The sequence below is a fragment of the Cellulomonas phragmiteti genome, assembly GCF_016862775.1.
Lineage (GTDB): Bacteria > Actinomycetota > Actinomycetes > Actinomycetales > Cellulomonadaceae > Cellulomonas > Cellulomonas phragmiteti.
The window spans coordinates 1-22,332 of record NZ_BONP01000017.1 but is presented as its reverse complement, the minus strand read 5'-3'; the positions used below and the strand labels follow the sequence as shown (position 1 = coordinate 22,332).

The window sequence follows — 22,332 nt, the reverse complement described above, 5'->3', positions numbered from 1 at the left end:
TGGCAGGTGCAGGTGATCTCCGACCTCCGGGCCCTGTGGCCCCTGACCGGCTTCCGCCGGCTCTTCGCCGTGCGCCTGGTCAGCCAGGCGTCGGACGGCATGTTCCAGGTCGGGCTGGCCACCCTCTTCTTCTTCTCCCCCGAGAACGCGTCGACGGCCACGGGGGTCGCCGCGGCGTTCGCGGTGCTGCTGCTGCCGTTCACCATCGTCGGGCCCTGGGCGGGCGTGCTGCTGGACCGCTGGCGGCGCCGGCAGGTGCTGCTGGTCGGCAACCTCGTGCGGGTCGCGCTCACCCTGGTCATCGCGGCGGTCATGCTGACCAGCGGGGTCGGGCCGGCGGTGTACGTGCTGGCGCTCGTCACGCTGTCCGTCAACCGGTTCCTGCTCGCCGCGCTGTCCGCGTCGCTGCCGAAGGTCGTCGACGGGCCGCTCCTGCTGACGGCGAACTCGCTGACCCCCACGCTCGGGGCGGCCGCCGCGGGGCTGGGCGGCGCCGTGGGGTTCGCCCTGGGCCTGCTGCTGCCGACGGGCCGGGTGCGCGACGCGATCTCCCTGCTGGTCGCGGCCGCCGTCATGGCGTGCGCGTCGGCCCTGGCCACCCGCCTGGCGCCGGACCAGCTCGGTCCCGACGAGCGCGCCGCCCGGGGGGACGTGCGCGACGCGCTCGGCGAGCTCGCCCGCGGGCTCGTCGCCGGCGCCCGCTACCTGGTCGCGCGCCGCACCCCCGCGTACGCGCTGGGCATCATGGCGCTGCACCGGTTCTGCTACGGCGCGGTGTTCATCTCCAGCATCCTCATCGCCCGCAACCTGCTGTCCGACCCCGCGGACGCCGCCGCGGGACTTGCGACGTTCGGGTACGTCCTGGCGGCCAGCGCCGTCGGGTTCGCGCTCGCGGTGGTCCTGACGCCGGTGCTGAGCCCGCGGGTCGGGCCGCACGTGTGGGTGGTGCTGTGCCTGCTGCTGGCCGTCGCGAGCCAGGTGGTGCTCGTCGTCACCGTGACGCTGCCGGCCGTGCTGGGGGCGGGCGGCGCGCTGGGCCTGGCCGCGCAGGGCGCGAAGATCGCCGTCGACACGATCGTCCAGCGGGACACCGCCGACGCGTACCGCGGCCGGGCGTTCTCGCTGTACGACGTCCTGTACAACGCCGCGTTCGTCGGCGCGGCGGCGCTCGCGGCCGTCGCGCTGCCGGACACGGGGTGGTCGCCGCCGCTGTTCGCCGCCCTCGCCGCGGTGTACCTGGCCGGGGCGGTCGGGTTCGCCCGCAGCCCGCGCACCCCCGCGCCCGTCGCGCGGCCGGCCCTCGGGGTCCGCACGTGACCGAGGCGGGGACCCTCACGCCGGACGACGCCGCGCGGCAGCCCGACGAGTGCCCCCTGCCCGACGACCTGCTGACCGAGCCCCTGGCCCGGGCCATCCTCGAGGCCGGGCCGCTGGCCATGACGGTCTCGGACCCGCGCCTGCCCGACGACCCGGTGGTGTGGGCCAACGCCGCGTTCACGTCCCTCACGGGCTACGGGATCGAGGAGGTCCGCGGCCGCAACTGCCGGTTCCTGCAGGGCGAGGGCACCGACCCGCGGGCCGTCGACCGGCTGCGGGCGGCGCTGGCACGCGGCGAGGACGTCCAGGAGGTCCTGCTCAACGTCCGCAAGGACGGCTCCGGCTTCTGGAACCAGCTGGCGATCACCCAGCTGCGCGACGACGAGGGCCGGGTCACCCACCGGGTCGGCGTCCAGGTCGACGTGACGGCCGAGGCGGTGGGCGAGGCCGCGCGCACCCTCGAGCTGTCGCTGATGCACCGCACCGCGGACCGGCTCGAGCTGCTCGCGCGCATGGGCGAGGAGCTGTCCCGGCACCTGGAGTACGACGACGCCGTCGACGCGCTGGCCGACCTGGTGGTGCCGCGCCTGGCGACGTGGGGGTTCGTCGCGATGCGCGCCGAGTCCGGGCAGATGGAACGCATCCACGTCGTCACGTCCGACCCGGAGCACCGCGAGGTCGCCCACGCGCTGGGCACGCAGGGCACGTCGTGGCTGACCCGCTCGCCCCGGGTGGCGCAGACCCTCGCCGCGGGCGCGAACCATGTGCCGATGCCGCTGCCCGTGGACCTGGCGTCCCTGCCGGACCGCACCACGCCGTCCGAGCTGGCGCTGCTGCGCACGCTCGGGCTGGGCAGCGCGCTGCTGGTCCCGCTCACCGGGCGCGACCGCGTCCTGGGCGTCCTGTGCCTGGTGCACCGGGACGCCGACGGGTTCGACCGCGAGACCGTCGTCACGTCCGCGCACCTGGGCCGCCGCGCCGGGGTGCTGCTGGAGAACGTGCGCCTCTACCTGGCGGAGCGGGACGCCGCCCTGACGCTGCAGCACTCGCTGCTGCCGGTCATCGGCGACGTGGCCGGCCTCGACGTCGCTGCGACGTACCTGCCGTCGGGGCGACGCGCCGAGGTCGGCGGCGACTGGTTCGACGCGTTCGTCCTGCCGGACGGCACGGTGAGCCTGGCCGTCGGGGACGTCGTGGGCCACGACCTGCGGGCCGCGGCCTCCATGGGTCAGCTGCGGTCGCTGCTGCGCGCATCGGTGTGGCGCGGCGACCGCCCCGGTGAGGCGCTCGAGCGTCTCGACGACCTCGTGCGCGCGCTGGACGTCGCGGACGTCGCCACGTGCGTGCTGGTCCGCTGGGAGTGCACCGCGGACGGCGCGCACCTGACGTGGGCGAGCGCGGGCCACCCGCCGGTGCTCGTACGGCTGCCGGACGGTCGGGTCCACAGCCTCGACGGGGCCCGCACCACGCCCGTCGGCCTGCCGTCGGCGCACCCGGGTGCCGTCCCGGAGGCCTCGCACGACCTGCCCCGCGGCGCCCTGGTGGTGCTGTACTCCGACGGCCTCGTCGAGCGCCGCGACCGCGGGCTGCGCGAGGGCATCGCCGCGCTGTCCGCCGCGCTGGCGGACGTCCCGCAGGACGCCACGGCGACGCAGGTGCGCGACGCGCTCACCAGCGCGCTCGTCGACCGGCAGCAGGAGGACGACGTGTGCCTGCTGGTGGTCCGGGTCGACTGACGCCCGTCAGCGCCCGGGGGTCACGTCGACCAGCCCGATGGGTGCGTCGCTGCCCACCGTCGGCGGCAGCAGCACCTCGACCGCACCGGTCACCAGGTCCAGCGCCCACACCCCCGAGCGGGCGCCCTCCTCGCACCCGGTGGACCCCGCCACGAGCAGCCGGTCCCCCGCCGTGGTCGCGCCCCCCGGGTGCAGGCGCGCGGGCGGGACCTCGCCCAGCGGGGCGACGTCCAGCCCGTCGGCCGTGCCCAGCCGGGTCCGGCAGGGCTCCGCGCGGGGCACGTCGCCCGCGGGCGCGAGGGCGACGACGGCACGACCGTCCTGCGTGCGGACGACGAGCTCGACGGGCCGGTCCTCACCGGCGGGGACGTGGCGGTGCTGCGTGACGGCGCCCGTCGCGGCGTCCACGAGCACCGTCGTCGCACCGGGCTGCCGGGTCAGGTCGAGCGTCACCGGGTCCAGCGCAGGGCAGTCGAGCAGCAGCTGCGCGGCGTCGACCCAGACGACGGGCCGGCACCCCCGCGCGGGCAGGTCGTGCACCAGGACGCCGTCGGGCGTGCGCACGCGCAGCGTCGCGTCGGTCCGCCAGGCCTGCTGCGACCCGTCGGGTGAGACGACGTCGTCCGTCAGCTGCTCGTCGGCCGTCCCGACGACCCGCCCGGTGAGCAGGTCCACCACCGGGACACCGCCGGTGCTCTCCCCCAAGGGCAGGATCGCGGCGGTCGCCGCCGCCCGGTCCCACGCGAGCACCAGGCCCGCTCCCTGCGGCGCCGGGGCCACCTGCAGGACCTCCCCGTCGGGCCGCAGCAGCAGCAGGTGGGCGTCGCCGATCGGCAGGTGCGGCGTGACGTCCGCCCAGGTGCTCTGGCTCCACATCACGAGCATGCTGCCGTCCGGTGCGCCGCGGACCTCCTCCTCGGTGGCCTGCCGCAGCGGCGGCAGACCGGGGACCGAGGCCCCCGCGGACGGCGTCCCGGCGGGGGTCGGCACGGGACCTGCCGGCGGCACGGCCGCCGGGGGCGTCCACGCCACCGCGCCGGCGACGAGCACGGCCACGGCGGCCGCGGCACCACCCACGCCCAGCACGGCCCGGCGGGTGCGGGCCCGGCGCAGCGCGGCGTGCGCGTGGCGCAGCGGCGCGTCGGTCGGGGTGGCGGCCAGGCCGCGGACCCGCTCGGACTCGGCGGCGCGCAGCAGGTCGGTGAGGTCGTGCAGTCGCTCAGCCACGGCGGTCCTCCTGGGCGGGCACGAGGTGCACGGGCACCTCCGGGTGGTCGGGGGCGGGCGGGCGGGCACCGAGCAGGTCGCCCAGCGCCCGCACGCCGTCGGACGTGTAGCGCTTGACCGCGCCCTCGGACAGGTGCAGCAGCGCGGCGGTCTCGCGCACCGACAGGTCCTCGAGGTGACGCAGCACGACGCACGCCCGCGCCCGCGGCGCGAGGGCCGCGAGCGCCGCCTCGACCTCGTCGGCGAGTCCCGTCGGGGTGTCGGCCGGGTCCGGGGCCACGTCGGCCGGGAGCGCGGCGAGACGCTCGACGCCGAGGCGCTCCCGCCCCCGGCGGCGCAGACCGTCGACGTAGCGGGTCGCCAGCGCCCGGCGCACGTACTGCTCCGCCGCCGGGACGCTCGTGAACCGGGCGCGCCCGACGAAGGTCGCGACGAGCGCGTCCTGCACGAGGTCCTGCGCGGCCGTCGGGTCGTGCACGAGCAGCCGGGCGCGGGCGAGCAGCGCCGGGTACCGGTCGCGGACGAGGCGGTCGAGCACGTCGTCGGAGCGGCGCGTCATCGCCCGCCTCCGGGTCGGGTGGTCGTCACACCCTGAACAACGCCCGCACCGGCGGGCGGGTTGGGGGCCTCAGGCCGTCCGCTGCGCCCACCACGCCAGGAGGACCTCGCGCGCGCGGTCCTCGCCGAGCGGGCCGTGCTCCATGCGCTGCTCCAGCAGGTACCGGTACGCCTCGCCCACGTCGCGCCCCGGACGCAGGCCGAGGACCTCCATGATCTGCGTGCCGTCGAGGTCCGGGCGGATCGACGCGAGCTCCTCGGCCTCGCGCAGCGTCGCGATGCGCTGCTCGAGGTCGTCGTAGGCGCCCTGGAGGCGTGCGGCCTTGCGCTGGTTGCGGGTCGTGGAGTCCGAGCGCGTCAGGCGGTGCAGGCGCTCGAGCAGCGGGCCGGCGTCGGTGACGTAGCGGCGGACCGCGGAGTCGGTCCACTCGCCCTCGCCGTAGCCGTGGAACCGCAGGTGCAGCTCGGTGAGGCGCGCGACGTCCTGGACGGTCTGCTTGTCGAAGCGCAGGGCCTTGAGCCGCTTGGACGCGAGCTTGGCACCCACCAGCTCGTGGTGGTGGAAGCTCACGCCGCCGCCGGGCTCGAAGCGGCGGGTGCGGGGCTTGCCGATGTCGTGCAGCAGGGCGGCCAGCCGCAGCACGAGGTCCGGACCCGGCACGGGCCCGTCGGGGCCCGTCTCCAGGGCGATCGCCTTGTCCAGCACCATGAGCGAGTGCTGGTAGACGTCCTTGTGGCGGTGGTGCTCGTCGATCTCGAGGCGCAGCGCCGGCAGCTCGGGCAGCACGTGGTCCGCCAGGCCGGTGTCGACCAGCACCTCGAGGCCCGCGCGCGGGTGGGGGGCGAGCAGCAGCTTCGTCAGCTCGTCGCGCACGCGCTCGGCCGAGACGATCTCGATGCGCGCCGCCATGTCGACGATCGCGGCGCGGGCGTCGTCGTCCAGCCGGAACCCCAGCTGGGCGACGAACCGCGCGGCCCGCATCATGCGCAGCGGGTCGTCGTCGAACGACCGTCGCGGGTCGATCGGGGTGCGCAGCACGCCGGCGGCCAGGTCCGCCAGGCCGTCGAACGGGTCGACGAACACGAGGTCCGGGACGCGCACCGCCATGGCGTTGACCGTGAAGTCGCGGCGCGACAGGTCGCCCTCGAGGGTGTCCCCGAACTGCACGAGCGGCTTGCGGGACGTCGGGTCGTACGCGTCCGTGCGGTAGGTGGTGACCTCGACGACGACGTCCTGCGACCCGGCACCGCGCCGGCCCGCGAACCGGCGCGCCCCGACGGTCCCGAACTCCCGGCCGATGTCCCAGTGCGCGTCGCCCCAGGAGGCGATGAGCGGCTCGGCCTCGTCCGGCGTGGCCGACGTCGTCAGGTCCAGGTCGTTGCTGACGCGGCCCAGGAACGCGTCGCGCACGGGGCCGCCGACGAGCGCGAGCTCGTGACCCGCCGTGCGGAACCGCGTGCCCAGGTCGATCGCGTCGGGCGCCATCGCGGCGAGCGACGCCAGCGCACGGCGTCGCAGCTGCTGCACGGCCGCCGCGTCGGGCTGGTCGGCGGGCCGGGGGGTCGCCGGTGCGGTCGTGGCTGCGGTGGTGGGGTCGGTCGGGACGTCGGGCACCCGGCAAGCCTGCCAGAGGTCGCCGACCGGGCGTGCGGACGTGGCGCCGCGCTGACGGAGGCATGACCAGGGCGTGGGCGTGACGTGACCGCGCGTCGACGCGTGCACGGAACGGGTCAGGAGGAGTCGTTACAGTGTCGACATGTCCACCGCCGCCCCACAGCCCGGCTCCGGGCGTGTGCCGGCGCCGCCGGGTGGGCACCCGCTGCGCATCGACCCCGCGCGCGCGCACCGCACGCACGCCGTCGCGCTGCCCGTCGTGGACGAGACGTCGGCCGGCGGCCTGGTCGTCGCGCGCCAGGACGGGCACTACGCTGCCGCCGTGATCGCGCGCCGCAACCGCGCCGGACGTCTCGAGTGGTGCCTGCCCAAGGGGCACCTCGAGGGCGACGAGACGCCCGAGGAGGCGGCCGTGCGCGAGATCGCGGAGGAGACGGGCATCACCGGCCAGGTGCTGCGCCGCCTCGGGGTCATCGACTACTGGTTCTCGGGCGAGGAGCACCGGGTCCACAAGGTCGTGCACCACTTCCTGCTCGGGGCGCTGCACGGCGACCTGACCGTGGAGAACGACCCCGACGGGGAGGCCGAGGAGGTCGAGTGGGTCCGGGTGGTCGACCTGTCCGAACGTCTCGCCTACCCCAACGAGCGCCGGCTCGCGGGGATGGCGCTCACGGTCCTCGACGACTGATGGCCCCACGCCTCCGCCGGTCGGCGTCCGGGCTGCTCGCCGTGCTGGTCACGCTGCTCGCCCTCGCCGGTCTCGCGGCCCCGGCGGCGTCCGTCGTGCCGGGCGCCGTCCCGGCGAGCCGCACGACGCCCACCCCGTCACCGACCGCCGCGGACGCCTCACCCGTGCGCGTGCAGATCACCGAGGTCACCCCCGCGGTGCTGCGCCCCGGCGAGGACCTCGTCGTGCGGGCACGCCTCACCAACACCACCGGGGACGAGATCGCCGACCCGCGCGCCGTCGTCCAGCTCGAGCGCATCCGCCCCAGCACCCGCGCCGACCTGCAGACGTGGCTCGACGAGCCCGTCGACAGCTCCCGCTCCGGCCGCAGCCTCGCCACCGTGCCCGCCGAGGCCCCCCTGGCACCGGGCGCGTCCGTCGAGCTCGAGGTGACGGTGCCCGCGGACGCCGTCGGCCTGCTGGACCGGCCCGACACGTGGGGTGCCCGTGGCCTCGCCGTCGCGGCGACCGACGGGCGGCGGCGCGTCGGGCTGCAGCGGTCGTTCGTGCTGTGGGCGACCGAGAGCGACGACGTCGCCCAGGCGCGTGTGTCCCTGCTCGTCCCCGTGGTCGGGCCGGCCGCGGTGCCCTCCGGGTCCGAGGTCACACCCCCCGGCCCGACCCTGACCGAGCTCGTGCAGCCCGGCCGGCGCCTCGACGACGCCCTCCAGATCGCCCGCAGCAGCGCGGACGTCGCGCTCGTCGTCGACCCTGCGCTCGTCGCGAGCGCGCGCGCCGGCGGCGACGCGTCCGACTGGGCCAACGCGCTCTCCGCAGCGGCCGTGGGGCGGGACGTCGTCGCGCTGCCCTGGTCGGACCCCGACCTGACGGCCCTCGCGCACGCCGACGCCGACGGGCTGCTCGACGCCGCCGTCCAGGCGTCCGCGACGGCCGCCGTCGAGGGCGCCCGCCCGCTGGCCGCCCGGTCGGACGTCCTGTGGTCGTCCGGCCCGACGACCGACCAGGCGACGGTCGACCTGGCCGCGCGCAGCAGCGCGTCCGTCCTCGTCCTGGCCCCGGACGACCTGCGGGCCGACGGCGACGTGGCGGGCGCGCGGACCACGCTCGAGTCGCCGGCGGGCAACGTCGTCGGGCTCGTGCCCGACGCGACCCTCACGACCCTGCTCGCCGACCCCCAGCAGCTCGACCCCGACGCGACCACGGCCACCGTCGTCCAGCGGGTGCTCGCCGAGCTGTCGGTGCTGGCCCGCGGCTCCGGCGAGGGCCTGCAGCACGTGCTCGTCGCGCTGCCGCGGGAGGCCGACCCTGACCCCGCGCTCGTCGGCGCGGTGCTCGCCGGCGTCCAGGGCGCCCCGTGGTCCCGCACCGCTCCCCTCACGGCGCTGCTCGGGTCGCGCGGGGACGACGCCGACCGCGCGCCCCTCGCGGCGACGGCCGTCACCGCGGACACCCTCGACCCGGCCGCCGTGGGGCGCCTCGCCGTGACCCGCGACGCGACGATCGCGTTCGCCGGCGTCACCGACGACGCCCCGTCCCTGCTCGCGGGGGTCGACGCGGACGTCCTGGCCCCGCTCGCCACCGGGTGGCGCAAGGACCCCGTGCGGCGGCTCGTGCTGGTCGACGCCGTCGTGGCGCAGGTCGACGCCCGGCGCGTCGGCCTCACGCTGGCGCAGACCAGCAGCCGCAACATCATCAGCGCGGACAGCGAGGTGCGGTTCTCCGTCCGCAACGACCTGCCCGCCGCGGCGTCCGTGCGCGTGCAGACCACGCCGCGCAAGGCGTGCCTGCGCACCGAGCCGAGCGCCACCGTCGTCGTGCCCGCCGGCGGCGAGGAGGTCGTCCCCGTCGCGGTGCACGCGATCGCCAACTGCGAGGTGGTCGTGGAGGCCGTCCTGACCAGCGTCGACGGCGCCCCGCTGGCCGCCCCTGTGTCCTTCGTGGTGCGCGCGTCCCCGACGATCGAGTCCGTCGGCACCGCCGTCGTCGGCGTCCTGCTGGCCGTGGGCCTGGTGCTCGGCGTCGTGCGCACCGTGCGACGCGGGCAGAGCGCGCGGCGCGGCGCACGACGCGTCCACGACGACGCCGGCACACGCCCGCTGCCCGTGCTGGGCGGCACGCGGGACGAGGACGACGCGTGAGCGGGACCGCACCGCCGCCGGGCGACCCGCAGGACGTGCCCGGCGACGCGGCGAACCCGGGCGAGCCGCTCACGGTCGACACCGGCGAGCGCCGCGGTGGGCGGACCGCCGGGGAAGGCACCGGGGTCCGCCGCGGCGCCGCGCTCATGGCCGGCGGCACGGCCGTGTCCCGGCTCCTGGGGTTCCTGCGCGCGATGGTGCTGGTCGCGGCGATCGGCACGACCGGGCAGGCCGCCGACGCGTTCTCGGTGGCGAACAAGATGCCGAACGTGCTCTACATGCTGCTGGCCGGCGGCGTGCTCAACGCGGTGCTCGTGCCGCAGGTCGTGCGGGCCTACCGGCGCGACGCCGGCCAGGAGTACGTCGACCGGCTGCTGACGTTCGGGTTCGCGCTCCTCGCCGGCGTCACCGTCGTCCTGACGCTCGCCGCGCCGCTGCTCGTCCACGTGTGGGCCGACTCCGGCAGCACGAGCCAGTTCGCCCTCGCGACGACGTTCGCGTACTGGTGCATCCCGCAGCTGTTCTTCTACGGCGCGTACGCGCTGCTCGGCCAGGTCCTCAACGCGCGCGGGTCGTTCGGCCCGTACATGTGGGCCCCCGTCGTCAACAACCTCGTGTCGATCGCCGGGTTCGGGCTGTTCTTCGCCCTGGTCGTGCGGCCCGCGGGCACGGTGCCCGGCGCCACGGGGTGGACGCTCGGGCAGGTCGCCCTGCTGTGCGGGTCCGCGACCCTCGGCATCGTGTGCCAGGCGCTGGTGCTCGTGCCGTTCCTGCGGCGCGCGGGCGTGCGGTACCGCTGGCGGTGGGGGCTGCGCGGGTCCGGCCTGGGACGCGCCGGCACCGTGGCCAAGTGGACGTTCGTGGGCCTGGCGATCGGCCAGCTCGGGTACGTCGTCGTCTCCCGCGTCGCGAACGCCGCCCCGGGCGCCGACGGCACGCCGAGCACGCAGATCGCGGGCAACGCCGCCTACGACCTGGCCTTCATGGTGTTCATGGTCCCCCACTCCCTGGTCACCGTGTCCCTCGCGACGGCCCTGTTCACGGGCCTGTCGGCGCGGGCGCACGACGGCGACGTCGCGGGGGTGCGGGCGAGCCTGTCCGTCGGCATGCGCGTGGTCGCGGTGTTCACGATGATCGCCGCCGCGGGCCTGGTGGTGCTCGCGCAGCCGGTCGTGCGCCTCTTCGCGCTGCGCGAGCCGCAGGGCGTCGTCGACGCGGTCGCGGCCGTCGTCGTCGCGATGGCCGTCGGGCTGCCCGCGTTCGGCGCCTGGTCGATGTGCCAGCGGGTCTACTACGCCTACGAGGACGCCCGGGGCATGGTCCCCGTGCAGGTCGCGATGGCGGCCGTCGTCGTGGCCGGCACCCTGCTGGGCCGCGCGCTGCTCCCGAGCAGCGCGTGGGTGGTGGGGGCCGCCGTGTCGATGAGCGTGTCGTACGTGCTCGGGACCGTGCTCGCGCTGCGCGCGCTGCGCGGGCGGCTCGGTGGCCGCGTCGACGGCACCCACGTCCTGCGGACGCACGCCCGTACCGCGCTCGCGGCGCTCGTCGCGGGAGGCGCCGGGTACGGGACGCTGCTCGTCGTCCAGGGCGCCGGACCGGCCGGGGCGCCGGGTGCGCTGCTGCAGTGCGTCGTCGTCGGCGGTGTCATGGGTCTGGTGTACCTGGGGGCGCTGCGGCTGCTGCACGTGCGCGAGCTCGACCAGCTCCTGGGCCCGGTCCTGCGGCGCCTGCGGGGGCGGCGGCGTCCGTAGGCCGTCTAGCATGCTCACGGGGCCTGCGACCGCGGGTCCGGACGTCGGGGGCGGGTACGGAGGTGGCACGGTGACGGAAGAGGTCGGCCGGGGCACGGTGCTCGCCGGGCGCTACCGGGTCGTCGACCCCTTGCCGTCCGACCTCGACGGCGTGTCCGTGTGGCGCGCCACCGACCAGATCCTCGACCGGCCCGTCCGCGTCCGGGTGCTGCAGTCCGGCGCCGTGGCCCCCGCGCTCGACGCCGCCCGCCGCGCCGCCCTCGTCACGGACTCGCGCCTGGTGCGCGTGCTCGACGTCGGCATGCACGAGGGCGTCGGGTACGTGGTGTCCGAGCAGATCACCGGGGCGTCCCTCGCGCAGCTCGTCGAGCGCGGCGCCCTGACGCCCGACCAGGCCCGGGCCGTGGTCGGCGAGGCCGCCGCCGCCCTCGAGGTCGCCCGCCGCCGCGGCGTGCACCACCTGGCGCTGCGCCCGTCGGTCGTCCACGTCTCCGCCGACGGCCGGGTCCTGGTGTCCGGGCTGGCGATCGACGCGGCCCTGCTCGGCACCGCGCAGAGCGACGCGCGCGCCACCAGCCGGACCGACGCCGTCGACCTCGTCCGGCTGCTCTACACGGGCCTCACGGGCCGTTGGCCCGCCGGCCGCGACGACGTGCGCTCTACCACCGTGCAGCCCGCACCGGTCCTCGACGGCGCGCCCGTGCCGCCCGCGGAGATCAGCCCGGGCGTCCCCAACGACCTCGACACCCTGTGCGCGGTGACCCTCGGCCCGCACGAGGACGGCCCCCACGCCCCGGGCGACCTCGTGCACGAGCTCGAGCCCTGGGGCGAGATCCGGATCGGGCGCACCGCGGACGAGACGGACGGCCGCGCGGGCGCCGCCGGGGCCGTCGCCGCGGGAGCCGCTGCGGCCGGCGCAGCGGCCGGTGTCGCGGGTGACGAGCCCGAGCGCCCCGCAGCACCCGTGCGGGTCGCGCGCCAGTCCGTGCGGTCCGCCTTCGACGAGCTGCCCGCCGGCACGCCCCGTCCCGGCACGCCGCCGCCCGCGACCCCGTCGCGCGGCGGGATCCCCGGGCGCGTCGAGCGCACCGGCGTGCTACCCGTCGGAGCCGCAGGAGCCGCCGGCACGGGCGGCCCGCCGCCGCCCGTCGTGCCCGCCTCCCTGCCGCCCCTGTCCCCCGCGCCCGAGCCCGACCTGTGGGACGACGGGATCGGGTTCGCCGACGACCCGTTCGCGTTCGTGGAGGACGAGGAGCCGCGCCGCCGGTTCGACCCCACGGCCCTGGTCCTCGTGCTGGTCGGGGTGGCCGTGCTCGTCGGCCTGGTGTTCGCGGCACGCGCGCTGTTCACGTCGCCCGTCGCCGACCGCGAGCCGGGCACCGGCCAGACCACCCAGCAGGAGCCGACCGAGCCGGACGAGGCCGCCCCGCCCGCGGCGGAGGAGCCCGTCGAGGAGGAGCCGGCGGCGGGACCCCCGCCGGCCATCGCGTCGATCCGCACGTTCGACCCGACGAACCCGGAGGGTGAGCGCGTCGAGAACGTCGAGCTCGCGATCGACGGGGACCCGTCGACCTTCTGGTTCTCCTACACCTACAACCGCCCCGACTTCGGCGGGCTCAAGGAGGGCATGGGCCTCGAGCTCACACTCGCCGCGGAGTCGACCGTCTCCGGGGTGACCCTCAACGTCAACGGCACCGGGGGCAACGTCGAGGTGCGCGCGACGACCGGTGCGACGCCGACGGAGGGCGAGCTGCTCGCGTCGAGCACCCTCAGCCAGACCACGGACCTGACGTTCGCGCAGCCCGTCCAGGCCTCGACCATCGTTCTGTACTTCACCGAGCTCCCGACCAACGCCGCGGGCCAGTTCCGCATCGAGGTCACCGAGATCACCGTCTCCTGAGCGGGCGGCCGCCACCGCCGGTGGACGGCGCCCGCGGTGGGGAACAGAAGCGTCCTACCATCGGTTGGACGAGCCAGATCCCGGGCCGCACGGCGGCCCCGTCGCCGCGACCACGACGACGTCGACCGACCCAGCGAGGCACCCTGTGACCGAACCCGACGTGCAGACCACCTCCACCGACGTGCGTGACCTCGTCGTCGTCGGGTCCGGCCCGGCTGGGTACACCGCCGCGATCTACGCCGCGCGCGCCGGCCTGGCACCCGTCGTCGTCGCCGGCTCGGTGACGGCCGGCGGTGCGCTGATGAACACGACCGAGGTCGAGAACTTCCCCGGCTTCCCCGACGGCATCCAGGGCCCCGAGCTCATGGACTCCATGCAGAAGCAGGCCGAGAAGTTCGGTGCGCAGGTCCTGTGGGACGACGCGACGTCGCTCGACCTGACGGGCGACGTCAAGGTCGTCACCACCGGCAACGGCGAGGTCTTCCGCGCCCGCGCCGTGATCCTCGCGACCGGCTCCGCGTACCGGGAGCTCGGCCTGCCGGACGAGAAGCGCCTGTCCGGGCGCGGCGTCTCGTGGTGCGCGACCTGCGACGGCTTCTTCTTCCGCGACCAGGACATCCTCGTCGTCGGCGGCGGGGACTCCGCGGTCGAGGAGGCCACGTTCCTGTCCCGCTTCGGCAGGACGGTGACGATGGTGCACCGCCGCGACCAGCTGCGGGCCTCGAAGATCATGGCCGACCGCGCCGCGGCGGACCCCAAGATCTCCTTCGCGTGGAACTCCCAGGTCGTGGCGATCCACGGCGAGGAGAAGGTCACGGGCGTGACGCTGCAGGACACGGTGACCGGCGAGACCCGCGAGGTCTCCGCCGGTGGGCTGTTCGTCGCGATCGGGCACGTCCCGCGCACGGACCTGCTCATCGGCCAGGTGGACCTCGACGAGAACGGCTACGTGCAGGTCCAGGGGCGTTCCACGCGCACCAACCTCACCGGCGTCTTCGCGTGCGGCGACGTCGTGGACCACACCTACCGGCAGGCGATCACCGCCGCCGGCTCGGGCTGCTCCGCGGCGCTCGACGCCCAGCACTACCTGGCAGGCGTCACGGACGTCGTCGACCCGGTCTCGCCCGGGTCGGCGCTCGTGGTCGACGAGCGCACGGAGGAGGAGCGATGAGCACGGTCGACGTCACCGACCTGACCTTCGAGGCGGAGGTGCTGCGCAGCGACGTGCCCGTCGTCGTGGACTTCTGGGCGCCGTGGTGCGGGCCCTGCCGGCTGGTCAGCCCCGTGCTCGAGGAGCTGTCCGAGGAGTACGCGGGCCGGGTGAAGGTCGTCAAGGTCAACGCGGACGAGAACCCGGGCCTCAGCGAGGACTTCAAGGTGCAGTCCATCCCGTTCATCGCCTTCTTCACCGGCGGCGAGATGGAGAACAGCCTCGTGGGCGCGCGCCCCAAGGTCGTCCTCAAGGAAGCCGTCGAGGAGCTGCTCGCCGCCCAGGGGTGACCGCGCCGGCGGCGGGTGTGCGGGCGCGTCGGAATGCCGTGGCCGGGCACCGCCCGGTCCGTGCCAGACTCGGCGGATGACCACACCGCCCGCGCCCGACCGCACGACGTCGGGCACCCCCACGTCCGCGGCCGCCGCCGGCACCCGTCTCGACCCGTGGCTCGCGTCGTACGCCGCCCGGACGGGCGGCATGCGCGCCTCCGAGATCCGCGCGCTGTTCGCCGTCGCCAACCGACCCGAGGTGGTCTCGCTGGCCGGCGGCATGCCGTACCTGGCGCGGCTGCCGATGGACCAGCTCGCGGACATCGCGGGGCGCGTGGTCGCCGAGCGCGGGCTGGTCGCGCTGCAGTACGGGTCCGGTCAGGGCGACGAGACCCTCCGGGAGCAGATCCTCGAGGTGATGCGGCTGCAGGGCATCGAGGCGCACCCCGACGACGTGGTCGTGACGACCGGCTCGCAGCAGGCGCTCGACCTGGTGACCCGCGTGTTCGTCGACCCCGGTGACGTCGTCGTCGCGGAGGCGCCGTCGTACGTCGGCGCCCTGGGCGTGTTCCGCGCGTACCAGGCCGATGTCGTCCACGTCCCGATCGACGCGGACGGCCTGGTCCCGGCCGCGCTGGACGAGACCCTGACGGAGCTCGCGGCTGCGGGCCGGCGCGTGAAGCTGCTGTACACCGTCCCCAACTTCCACAACCCCGCCGGGGTGTCGCTCGCGTCCTCGCGCCGGCCGCAGGTCCTCGAGATCGCCCGCCGCCACGGGGTGCTCGTGGTCGAGGACGACCCGTACGGGCTGCTCGGGTTCGAGGGCGAGCCGCGCGCCGCCCTGCGGTCGATGGACGACGAGGGCGTGCTGTACCTCGGGTCGTTCTCCAAGACCTTCGCTCCCGGCTACCGCGTCGGCTGGGTCGTGGCACCGCACGCGATCCGCGAGAAGCTCGTCCTGGCCAGCGAGTCCGCGATCCTCTCCCCGTCCAACGCCTCGCAGCTCACCGTCTCCTGCTACCTCGCGACGTACGACTGGCGGTCGCAGGTCAAGGACTACCGCGAGATGTACCGCGAACGTCGCGACGCGATGGTCGGCGCCCTGGCCGACCACCTGCCGTCGGCGACGTGGACGGTGCCGGAGGGCGGCTTCTACACCTGGGTCCGGCTGCCCGAGGGTCTCGACGCCCGGGAGATGCTGCCGCGCGCCGTGACGGCGCTCGTCGCCTACGTCCCGGGCACGGCCTTCTACTTCGACGGGCGGGGGGCGGACCACATGCGGCTGTCGTTCTGCTACCCCACGCCGGACCGCATCCGGGAGGGCGTCCGTCGGCTCGCCGGCGTCGTGACGGCCGAGCGTGAGCTCGTCGAGCTCTTCGGCGCCACCGGCGGCGGTGGGTCGCCCGCGGTGCAGGCCCCCGGCCCTGACGTCGCCTGATGGCTGCCCCGCTCGTCGTGCCCGGCGCAGGTCCGGGTGGCCGCGCTCCGACCGTCGCCGTCCTCGCCGGCGGCCTGTCGCACGAGCGCGACGTCTCGCTGCGCTCGGGCCGTCGCGTCGCCGAGGCGCTGCGCGGCACAGGTGCGGAGGTGACCGTGCACGACGTCGACGCGGACCTCGTCCCCGCGCTGCGTCAGCTGCGCCCGGACGTGGTGTGGCCGTTGCTGCACGGCGCGACGGGTGAGGACGGGTCCGTGCGGGACGTGGTCCGCATGCTCGGGCTGCACCTGCTCGGGTCCGGGCCGCGCGCAAGCCGGCTCGCGTGGAGCAAGCCCGTCGCCAAGACCGTGATGGCACGCGCGGGTGTGGCGACGCCCGAGCACATGGCCCTCCCCCAGGCCCTGTTCCGGGAGCTCGGGGCACGGCCCGTGCTCGACCTCGTCGTCGAGCACCTCGGCCTGCCCCTCGTGGTCAAGCCGTCGCGCGGCGGCTCCGCGCTCGGGGTGACGCTGGTGGCGTCGCGCGACGAGCTGGCGGGTGCGATGGTCGAGTGCTTCTCCTACTGCGGCACCGCGCTCGTCGAGCGCGCGGTGGTCGGCACCGAGGTCGCCGTCAGCGTGCTCGACACCGGGACGGGGCCCGTGGCGCTGCCCGCCGTCGAGATCGTCACCGACGGTCCGTACGACTACGACGCCCGCTACAACCCGGGGCGGACCGAGTACTTCGTCCCGGCCCGGCTCGACGCCACCGCGCAGGCCGCGGTGGCCGAGCTGGCGATCGCCGTCCACACCACGCTCGGCCTGCGCCACCTCTCGCGGACGGACCTCGTCGTGGACGACGACGGTGTGCCGTGGTTCCTCGAGGTCAACGTGGCTCCCGGCATGACGGAGACGTCGCTCCTGCCGCAGGCGGTCGAGGCCGCGGGCCACGACCTGGGTGCGGTGTACCGCGCCCTGGTCGACGCGGCAGCATCCGGAGCCTGACCGGTCGGCCGGCCGTCCTGCGCGTGCCGCAGGAGCCGGGAGCCCGGTATGCGCCGGTGTCGCATACTTTGCGAAGTCTCCCGGAGCGGGTTCGAGAGCCGTCTCGGGAGCGGGCCGGGCTGCCGGGGACGTCGTCCTCAGCGCGCTGAGGGGCTCCTGACGAATCATTGAGTCAGGCTCATGACCCCATTATGTGGCGGTTGCTGCCGTGCAACGGGTCGCCGTTCAGCCCTTGAGGACGCCCGGGTCCTCGGGAGCCAGGGCGCCGAGGATCCGGTTGAGGTCCTGCACCGACGCGAACTCGACCGTCAGCTTGCCGCGGCTCTTGCCCAGGTCGACCTTCACGCGGGTCTCGAACCTGTCGGACAGGCGGGCCGCCAGCTCGTCGAGCGCCTCGTTGCGGATGCCCGCCCGCGGGCGCTGCCGACGCGTGGGCGCCGCCTCGTCGCCGCCGAGCGAGACGATCTCCTCCACGGCGCGGACCGACAGGCCCTCCGACACGATCCGCTGTGCGAGCCGCTCGATCGCGGCCCCGTCACCCAGGCCGAGGAGCGCGCGGGCGTGACCGGCGGAGAGCACGCCGGCCGCGACGCGGCGCTGGACGAGGGGCGGCAGCCGCAGCAGGCGCAGCGTGTTGGAGATCTGCGGACGGGAGCGGTGGATGCGGGTCGCGAGCTGCTCGTGGGTGCACCCGAAGTCGTCGAGGAGCTGCTGGTAGGCGGCGGCCTCCTCGAGGGGATTCAGCTGCGAGCGGTGCAGGTTCTCCAGCAGCGCGTCGCGCAGCAGGTCGGAGTCCTCGGTCTCACGGATGATCGCGGGGATGGTCTCGAGGCCGGCCTCCTGGGTGGCCCGCCACCGCCGCTCCCCCATGATGAGCTCGTAGCCGTCGTCGACCGCTCGCACGACGACCGGCTGGAGCACCCCGACCTCGGTGATCGAGCCGACCAGCTCGCTGAGCGCGTCCTCGTCGAAGACGGTCCGCGGCTGCCGCGGGTTGGGACGGATCGCCCCCACGGGCAGCTCCGCGAACCGCGCGCCCGGCACGGGCAGGAGGCCGTCGGCGTCGGGAACGGGAGCCGACCGCGGCTCCGCTGCGGCTGACGCGACCTCGTCCGCGCCCTCCCCCGCCTGCGCGGTGGTGGTGTCCGCCGAGGCTCCGGCCGGCGGTCCGGCCGGTGCGGCCGTCGACGACCCGCCGGTCGCCGCAGCCTCGACGGCAGCCGCCTCGACAGCGGCGGCCTCGACGGCCGCGGCCTTCACGGCGTCGGGGAAGAAGACGTCCACGGGACGGTCTCCGGTGCTGCGGGGGGTGTCGAGGCCGGTCGGGATGAGTGCTCCCAGACCACGGCCGAGACCGCGACGCTTCTCGCTCACTGCTGGTCCTCCTGTGCAGGTCCGCCCGTTGCGCCGGCGGTGATGGGGGTGGTGGCGCCCGGGACGGCGCGCTCGGCGAGCTCGCGGGCGGCCTCGAGGTACGCGAGCGCCCCCGACGACCCGCCGTCGTACGTCATGACCGTCTGGCCGTAGCTCGGCGCCTCCGAGATGCGGACCGAACGCGGGACCGTGGTGCGCAGCGTGCGCTCGGGGAAGTGCGTGCGGACCTCCTGCGCCACCTGCTGGGCGAGGTTGGTCCGTGCGTCGTACATGGTGAGGAGGATCGTCGAGACTGCGAGCTCCGGGTTGAGGTGCGCCTGGATCAGCTCGATCGTCTTCAGGAGCTGCGAGAGGCCCTCGAGCGCGTAGTACTCGCACTGGATGGGGATGAGGACCTCGCGCGCCACGACGAACGCGTTGACGGTCAGCAGGCCCAGGCTCGGCGGGCAGTCGACGAACACGTAGTCGATCCGCTCGAGGCCCTGGGTGTCACGCCAGTCGAGGTACGCGTCCAGCGCCGTTCGCAGTCGCGTCTCCCGCGCGACCATCGAGACGAGCTCGATCTCGGCCCCGGAGAGGTCGATGGTGGCCGGCAGGCACCACAGGCCGGGGACGTCCGGGCTCTCCTGGACCGCCTCGTGCATGGGCGAACCGTCGACGAGCACCTCGTAGATGGACGGTGTGCCCGCGCGGTGATCCACGCCCAGCGCGGTGGAGGCGTTGCCCTGCGGGTCGTTGTCCAGCACGAGGACCTGCAGGCCGGCCTGCGCGAGAGCGGCGGCCAGGTTGACCGTGGTGGTCGTCTTGCCGACGCCACCCTTCTGGTTCGCCACCGTGATCACGCGGGTCCGCTCGGGTCGCGGGAACTTGCGCCCGCGCAGCTCGATGCGGCGACGAGCGTCGATCTGCAGCTCCGCCAGCAGCGGGGTGTCCGCCGACGGCCGCGGAAGGCTGTCCACGAGCGCCGCGCGGCGGGCCTCGTCCTGGTCGCCGTGCGCCCCACGCGCCGACGACACGTCGGTCCCGCTCTGCGGGTCCGGCAAGTCCTCCACAGTTCCTCGCTCGTCGTCCTGCGTCCCCACGGACGCGCTCCTCGTCACTGCGCCATCGACCCGGCCGATCCGCTCATCGAACGGCGTCGCCGTGGCAGTCGGTGCGTCGGAGCTTGCTGCGTCGGTGCCTGATGCTTCGGGGCCTACTACGACGCCGTCGGCGGCATCGGCGCCTGCGGGAGAGGCGGTCGGTGTCCCGGCGCCCGCAGCGTGGGCACTTCCCGCGGGGGCACTCCCCGCTTGAGGACTCCCGGCCTCGGTAGCCGCGAGCCTCTCGGACGCCGCTTCGGCGACACGCGGCTCCGTCGGCGACTGCGCCGCGATGCTCGACGTGTCTGCGCTCGAGGCGCTTGCCTGCCACGGGTACGCCGCGCCCATGTCGGCGACGGACACCGGCGCCGGCCGGCCGGAGCGCCGAGCGCGCGGCTCGGCGTCCTCCGCAGTCGCAGGCTCCCCCGGGGTTCCACGTGAAACAGCCGAGTTGGCCCCTGCATCGGACGGCTCAACGGCACCCGTGGGCTGAGGCGTGACGGGACCCGTCGGGGCAGACGTTTCACGTGGAACGGGAGCTGCCGAGCCCGGCGTCTCACGTCCAGCCAGTCCCGCCGGGTCAGTCGTTTCACGTGGAACAGCGCCCTCAACGTGGGCGAACGCCGGGAACTGCCCCGGCGCTGGCGCACGATCGGTCACCGTTTCCCCTCCCGAGGTCGGCGCGGCTGGTGCCACGGCACCCCGGGCAGTCCCCGTCGCTCCCAGGGCCGTCACGGGTGTCGTCGTCGCTCCATCGGATGCGCTGGCAGGCCTGAACGAGTTCTCGTCGCCCGCTCCCCCGGCTGGCGGTCGCCACACGCCGGCGGAGTCCGGCGACGCGCCGCTTCCCACCTGTGCGCTGCCCAGGTCCTGGGCCGACCAGCGTGCAGGTGCCGGGTCGGTGATCCTGGTGGAGGTGCCTGCAGGCGCCGCGCTCTGGGGCGCGGCGAACGTGCTCGTCGCCTCCGGCGCCTGGATCTCCGGGGTCGTGCTCGACGAGCGGACCGGATCGGGCGTGGCTTCGACGGCGGGCTGTGCCGCCGCCCGCTCGGCCGCTTCCCGCTCCTCGCGGCGCTTCTTCCTACCGAACACGCGTACCTCTTCCTCGGACAGCCGATACGACCCGCGTGGGCTCGGTCCCGGCGATCGTGGTCGCCTCGTGCACACGCCCGTCGGAGAGGCCGACGGAGCGCATGACCTTGCCTGCTGCTGCGAGCTCGTCGGCAGCCCGCGCACCCTTCATCGCCAGCAGCGCTCCGCCCTCCCGCACCAGAGGCGCGCACCACCGGAAGAGCTTGTCGAGCGACGCGACAGCGCGAGCGGTGACGACGTCCGCCTCGAGGGCACCGTCGAGCTCCTGCGCACGTGCTCGCCTGACCTCGACGTTCGCCAGCTCCGTCCGCTCGATCACGTCGAGGAGCCACGCGACCCTGCGCTCCATGGGCTCGACCAGAATCACCTGCGCACGCGGGCGCATGGCGGCGATGACCACGCCCGGCAGGCCGGCGCCCGACCCGACGTCCACGACCACTCCTTCGTCCGGGATGAACGGGACGACGGCAGCCGAGTTCAGAAGATGCCTCTCCCAGAGCCGCGGCAGCTCACGCGGACCGAGGAGACCTCGGAGCTCTCCCTGGTCGACGAGGAAGGCGTGAAATCGCTCGATCGCCGGCCACGCGTCCCCGAAGTAGGCGGGAAGTCGCGCGTCCCCGTTCCAGGGGTCGACCGACGCGTCGACCTCAGAGTCGGCGCTCGGCTCTTCTGACACCCGATGGCTCCTGTTCCACGTGAAACGAACACCGGTGGCCCGGACGCCGAGCTCCACAGTCGTTGCGGGCATACGGTACCCCGCGCGGCGCCGCCGCGGCGGTGCCCCACTCCGCGCGGTGGACAAGCTGTGCGCGGGTCAACCTGTCGCTGTCCGCCCGGCCGTCACGAGGACCGCGGACCATGAGCCAGCGAGCCCGACAGCGCGTCCGAGGTCCCGCACGAGACGCCTCTGCTGCTGGGAATGGCACGGCGATCGTCCCGCGCGGCCCAGCACCCGGTCACGCCATGGGCGCGGCGAGCCACGGTGGCCGCGCCGCCGGCTCGCCGCGCATGTAGCACCGCGACGTCGGGTACGCCGCGCAGTGTCCGGCACGACTCACGCCCGCACACGTCACTCTCCGACGGTCGCGGTCGCCCCCAGCCTCCCCGCGTACCGACCGGTCCTCACCCCACCTCGGCGCCTCTCAGCACCAGCCATGCCCGGACCACCGTGCGGGACGGTCGGCCCAGCGTCGGCTGCTCCCCCAAAGCCCGGTTCGTCACGCCACGCCACGTCCGTCGCGCATGGTCGGACGACGCGCCGGTCGTTCCCCCGCCGTCGCCGGTCTGTCGCGCGTGAGCCCCTGCCGCACGGGTCGTCCACCCCATCGTCTCCAGCCCCGGGCATCGGCCGCCCGGGGTTCCCCCCACGTGGACACGCCCACCACGCGACGCCGTCGCCGCCGCGCGGCTCGTGGCCCACGTCTTCCTGCCTCACCCGGCATTCCCGCGCCGACCGCGCCTCGCTCAGGCGCACCGGTCGGAGGTCGTGCGCCATCCGAAGCGCGGCCTCACACTGGGCCGCGTAAGAGGTCCCCGCCGCGCCCGCCAGACCCGCTCACGTCCGGCCCCGCGCCCCTGCGCGCGACCAGGCTTGCGCCGAACCAGAGGGGAAGTCGCCAGCCGCAGACATTGCCTGCTCGGCGGCTACTCCCCCAGCGGCAGAGTCTCTCGCCTCCGATCGCACGACCCACGGGTGTCGGTTCCACGTGAAACAGCCGCGCGGAGCATCCGGCACCCCGACACCAGTGCGTCAAGGACGTCGCGAGCCTCCCGCCGACCGGCCGCGTCACACCGTCCTGGCATCACACGCCATAGCGCATCTGGGCGAGATCTTTGGCGCACGCAGGGCGGCGGCGCATCGCCTCCGCAGCTGCCCTCTCGACTGAGCACCTGGCTGGGCCGACGCCACGACCCGTCCACGCGCCCGTTCTCGGCCGGCCGGTCGTCTGGT

The 22,332-nt window shown here is 75.3% G+C and carries 16 protein-coding genes; 10 read left to right on the top strand and 6 right to left on the bottom strand.

The window, feature by feature from the left end:
• The first annotated feature begins 6 nt into the window (after positions 1 to 6).
• Both Cph01nite_RS13485 and Cph01nite_RS13480 read left to right on the top strand, forming a co-directional pair.
• The gene (locus Cph01nite_RS13485; RefSeq protein WP_203675020.1) at positions 7 to 1,317 is read left to right on the top strand and encodes an MFS transporter; all 1,311 of its coding nucleotides are present in this window, start codon (positions 7 to 9) and stop codon (positions 1,315 to 1,317) included.
• Positions 1,314 to 3,053 carry a SpoIIE family protein phosphatase gene (locus Cph01nite_RS13480; protein WP_203675018.1) on the top strand — a complete coding sequence of 580 codons (1,740 nt, stop codon included), beginning with the start codon at positions 1,314 to 1,316 and terminating at the stop codon, positions 3,051 to 3,053. Before Cph01nite_RS13485 ends, Cph01nite_RS13480 begins: the two co-directional genes overlap by 4 nt.
• A 6-nt stretch (positions 3,054 to 3,059) precedes the next feature.
• On the opposite strand, the gene Cph01nite_RS13475 is transcribed toward Cph01nite_RS13480, so the two are convergent.
• The 3 genes from Cph01nite_RS13475 to Cph01nite_RS13465 form a co-directional block, all read right to left on the bottom strand.
• A complete protein-coding gene (locus tag Cph01nite_RS13475) occupies positions 3,060 to 4,280 on the bottom strand; it encodes a hypothetical protein (protein ID WP_203675016.1) in 1,221 nt (406 codons plus the stop codon).
• On the bottom strand, positions 4,273 to 4,839 hold the full coding sequence (locus Cph01nite_RS13470; RefSeq protein WP_203675014.1) for a sigma-70 family RNA polymerase sigma factor: 567 nt from the start codon (positions 4,837 to 4,839) through the stop codon (positions 4,273 to 4,275). The genes Cph01nite_RS13475 and Cph01nite_RS13470 overlap by 8 nt, the downstream gene beginning before the upstream one ends.
• A 69-nt stretch (positions 4,840 to 4,908) precedes the next feature.
• The gene (locus Cph01nite_RS13465; protein WP_203675012.1) at positions 4,909 to 6,453 is read right to left on the bottom strand and encodes a CCA tRNA nucleotidyltransferase; all 1,545 of its coding nucleotides are present in this window, start codon (positions 6,451 to 6,453) and stop codon (positions 4,909 to 4,911) included.
• Positions 6,454 to 6,595: 142 nt separating this feature from the next.
• Here Cph01nite_RS13465 and Cph01nite_RS13460 point away from each other — a divergent pair, with 142 nt between their 5' ends.
• The 8 genes from Cph01nite_RS13460 to Cph01nite_RS13425 all read left to right on the top strand — a co-directional run bounded on the left by Cph01nite_RS13460 (position 6,596) and on the right by Cph01nite_RS13425 (position 16,833).
• The gene (locus tag Cph01nite_RS13460; RefSeq protein WP_203675010.1) at positions 6,596 to 7,141 is read left to right on the top strand and encodes an NUDIX hydrolase; all 546 of its coding nucleotides are present in this window, start codon (positions 6,596 to 6,598) and stop codon (positions 7,139 to 7,141) included.
• Entirely contained in the window at positions 7,141 to 9,279 is a 2,139-nt protein-coding gene (locus tag Cph01nite_RS13455; protein WP_203675008.1) for a DUF6049 family protein, read from the top strand. The genes Cph01nite_RS13460 and Cph01nite_RS13455 overlap by 1 nt, the downstream gene beginning before the upstream one ends.
• Complete coding sequence (gene murJ, locus Cph01nite_RS13450; protein ID WP_203675006.1) at positions 9,276 to 11,030, top strand: murein biosynthesis integral membrane protein MurJ; 1,755 nt, start codon at positions 9,276 to 9,278, stop codon at positions 11,028 to 11,030. The genes Cph01nite_RS13455 and murJ overlap by 4 nt, the downstream gene beginning before the upstream one ends.
• Before the next feature lie 70 nt (positions 11,031 to 11,100).
• The gene (locus tag Cph01nite_RS13445) at positions 11,101 to 12,930 is read left to right on the top strand and encodes a protein kinase family protein (protein ID WP_203675004.1); all 1,830 of its coding nucleotides are present in this window, start codon (positions 11,101 to 11,103) and stop codon (positions 12,928 to 12,930) included.
• Positions 12,931 to 13,075: 145 nt separating this feature from the next.
• A complete protein-coding gene (gene trxB / locus Cph01nite_RS13440) occupies positions 13,076 to 14,101 on the top strand; it encodes a thioredoxin-disulfide reductase (protein WP_203675002.1) in 1,026 nt (341 codons plus the stop codon).
• On the top strand, positions 14,098 to 14,430 hold the full coding sequence (gene trxA, locus Cph01nite_RS13435; protein WP_203675000.1) for a thioredoxin: 333 nt from the start codon (positions 14,098 to 14,100) through the stop codon (positions 14,428 to 14,430). Before trxB ends, trxA begins: the two co-directional genes overlap by 4 nt.
• 76 nt (positions 14,431 to 14,506) lie before the next feature.
• Positions 14,507 to 15,850, top strand: a complete 1,344-nt coding sequence (locus Cph01nite_RS13430; protein ID WP_203674998.1) for an aminotransferase-like domain-containing protein — start codon at positions 14,507 to 14,509, stop codon at positions 15,848 to 15,850.
• Positions 15,850 to 16,833 (top strand): D-alanine--D-alanine ligase family protein, encoded by a 984-nt coding sequence (locus Cph01nite_RS13425; RefSeq protein WP_203674996.1) that lies wholly within the window; start codon positions 15,850 to 15,852, stop codon positions 16,831 to 16,833. Before Cph01nite_RS13430 ends, Cph01nite_RS13425 begins: the two co-directional genes overlap by 1 nt.
• A 225-nt stretch (positions 16,834 to 17,058) precedes the next feature.
• Here the strand turns inward: Cph01nite_RS13425 and Cph01nite_RS13420 are convergent, their stop codons facing one another.
• The 3 genes from Cph01nite_RS13420 to rsmG all read right to left on the bottom strand — a co-directional run bounded on the left by Cph01nite_RS13420 (position 17,059) and on the right by rsmG (position 21,057).
• Positions 17,059 to 18,207 (bottom strand): ParB/RepB/Spo0J family partition protein, encoded by a 1,149-nt coding sequence (locus Cph01nite_RS13420; protein WP_203674994.1) that lies wholly within the window; start codon positions 18,205 to 18,207, stop codon positions 17,059 to 17,061.
• The gene (locus Cph01nite_RS13415; RefSeq protein WP_373307584.1) at positions 18,204 to 19,289 is read right to left on the bottom strand and encodes a ParA family protein; all 1,086 of its coding nucleotides are present in this window, start codon (positions 19,287 to 19,289) and stop codon (positions 18,204 to 18,206) included. Before Cph01nite_RS13415 ends, Cph01nite_RS13420 begins: the two co-directional genes overlap by 4 nt.
• 1,081 nt (positions 19,290 to 20,370) lie before the next feature.
• The gene (gene rsmG, locus Cph01nite_RS13410) at positions 20,371 to 21,057 is read right to left on the bottom strand and encodes a 16S rRNA (guanine(527)-N(7))-methyltransferase RsmG (RefSeq protein WP_239069260.1); all 687 of its coding nucleotides are present in this window, start codon (positions 21,055 to 21,057) and stop codon (positions 20,371 to 20,373) included.
• Between the last annotated feature and the right edge of the window lie 1,275 nt (positions 21,058 to 22,332).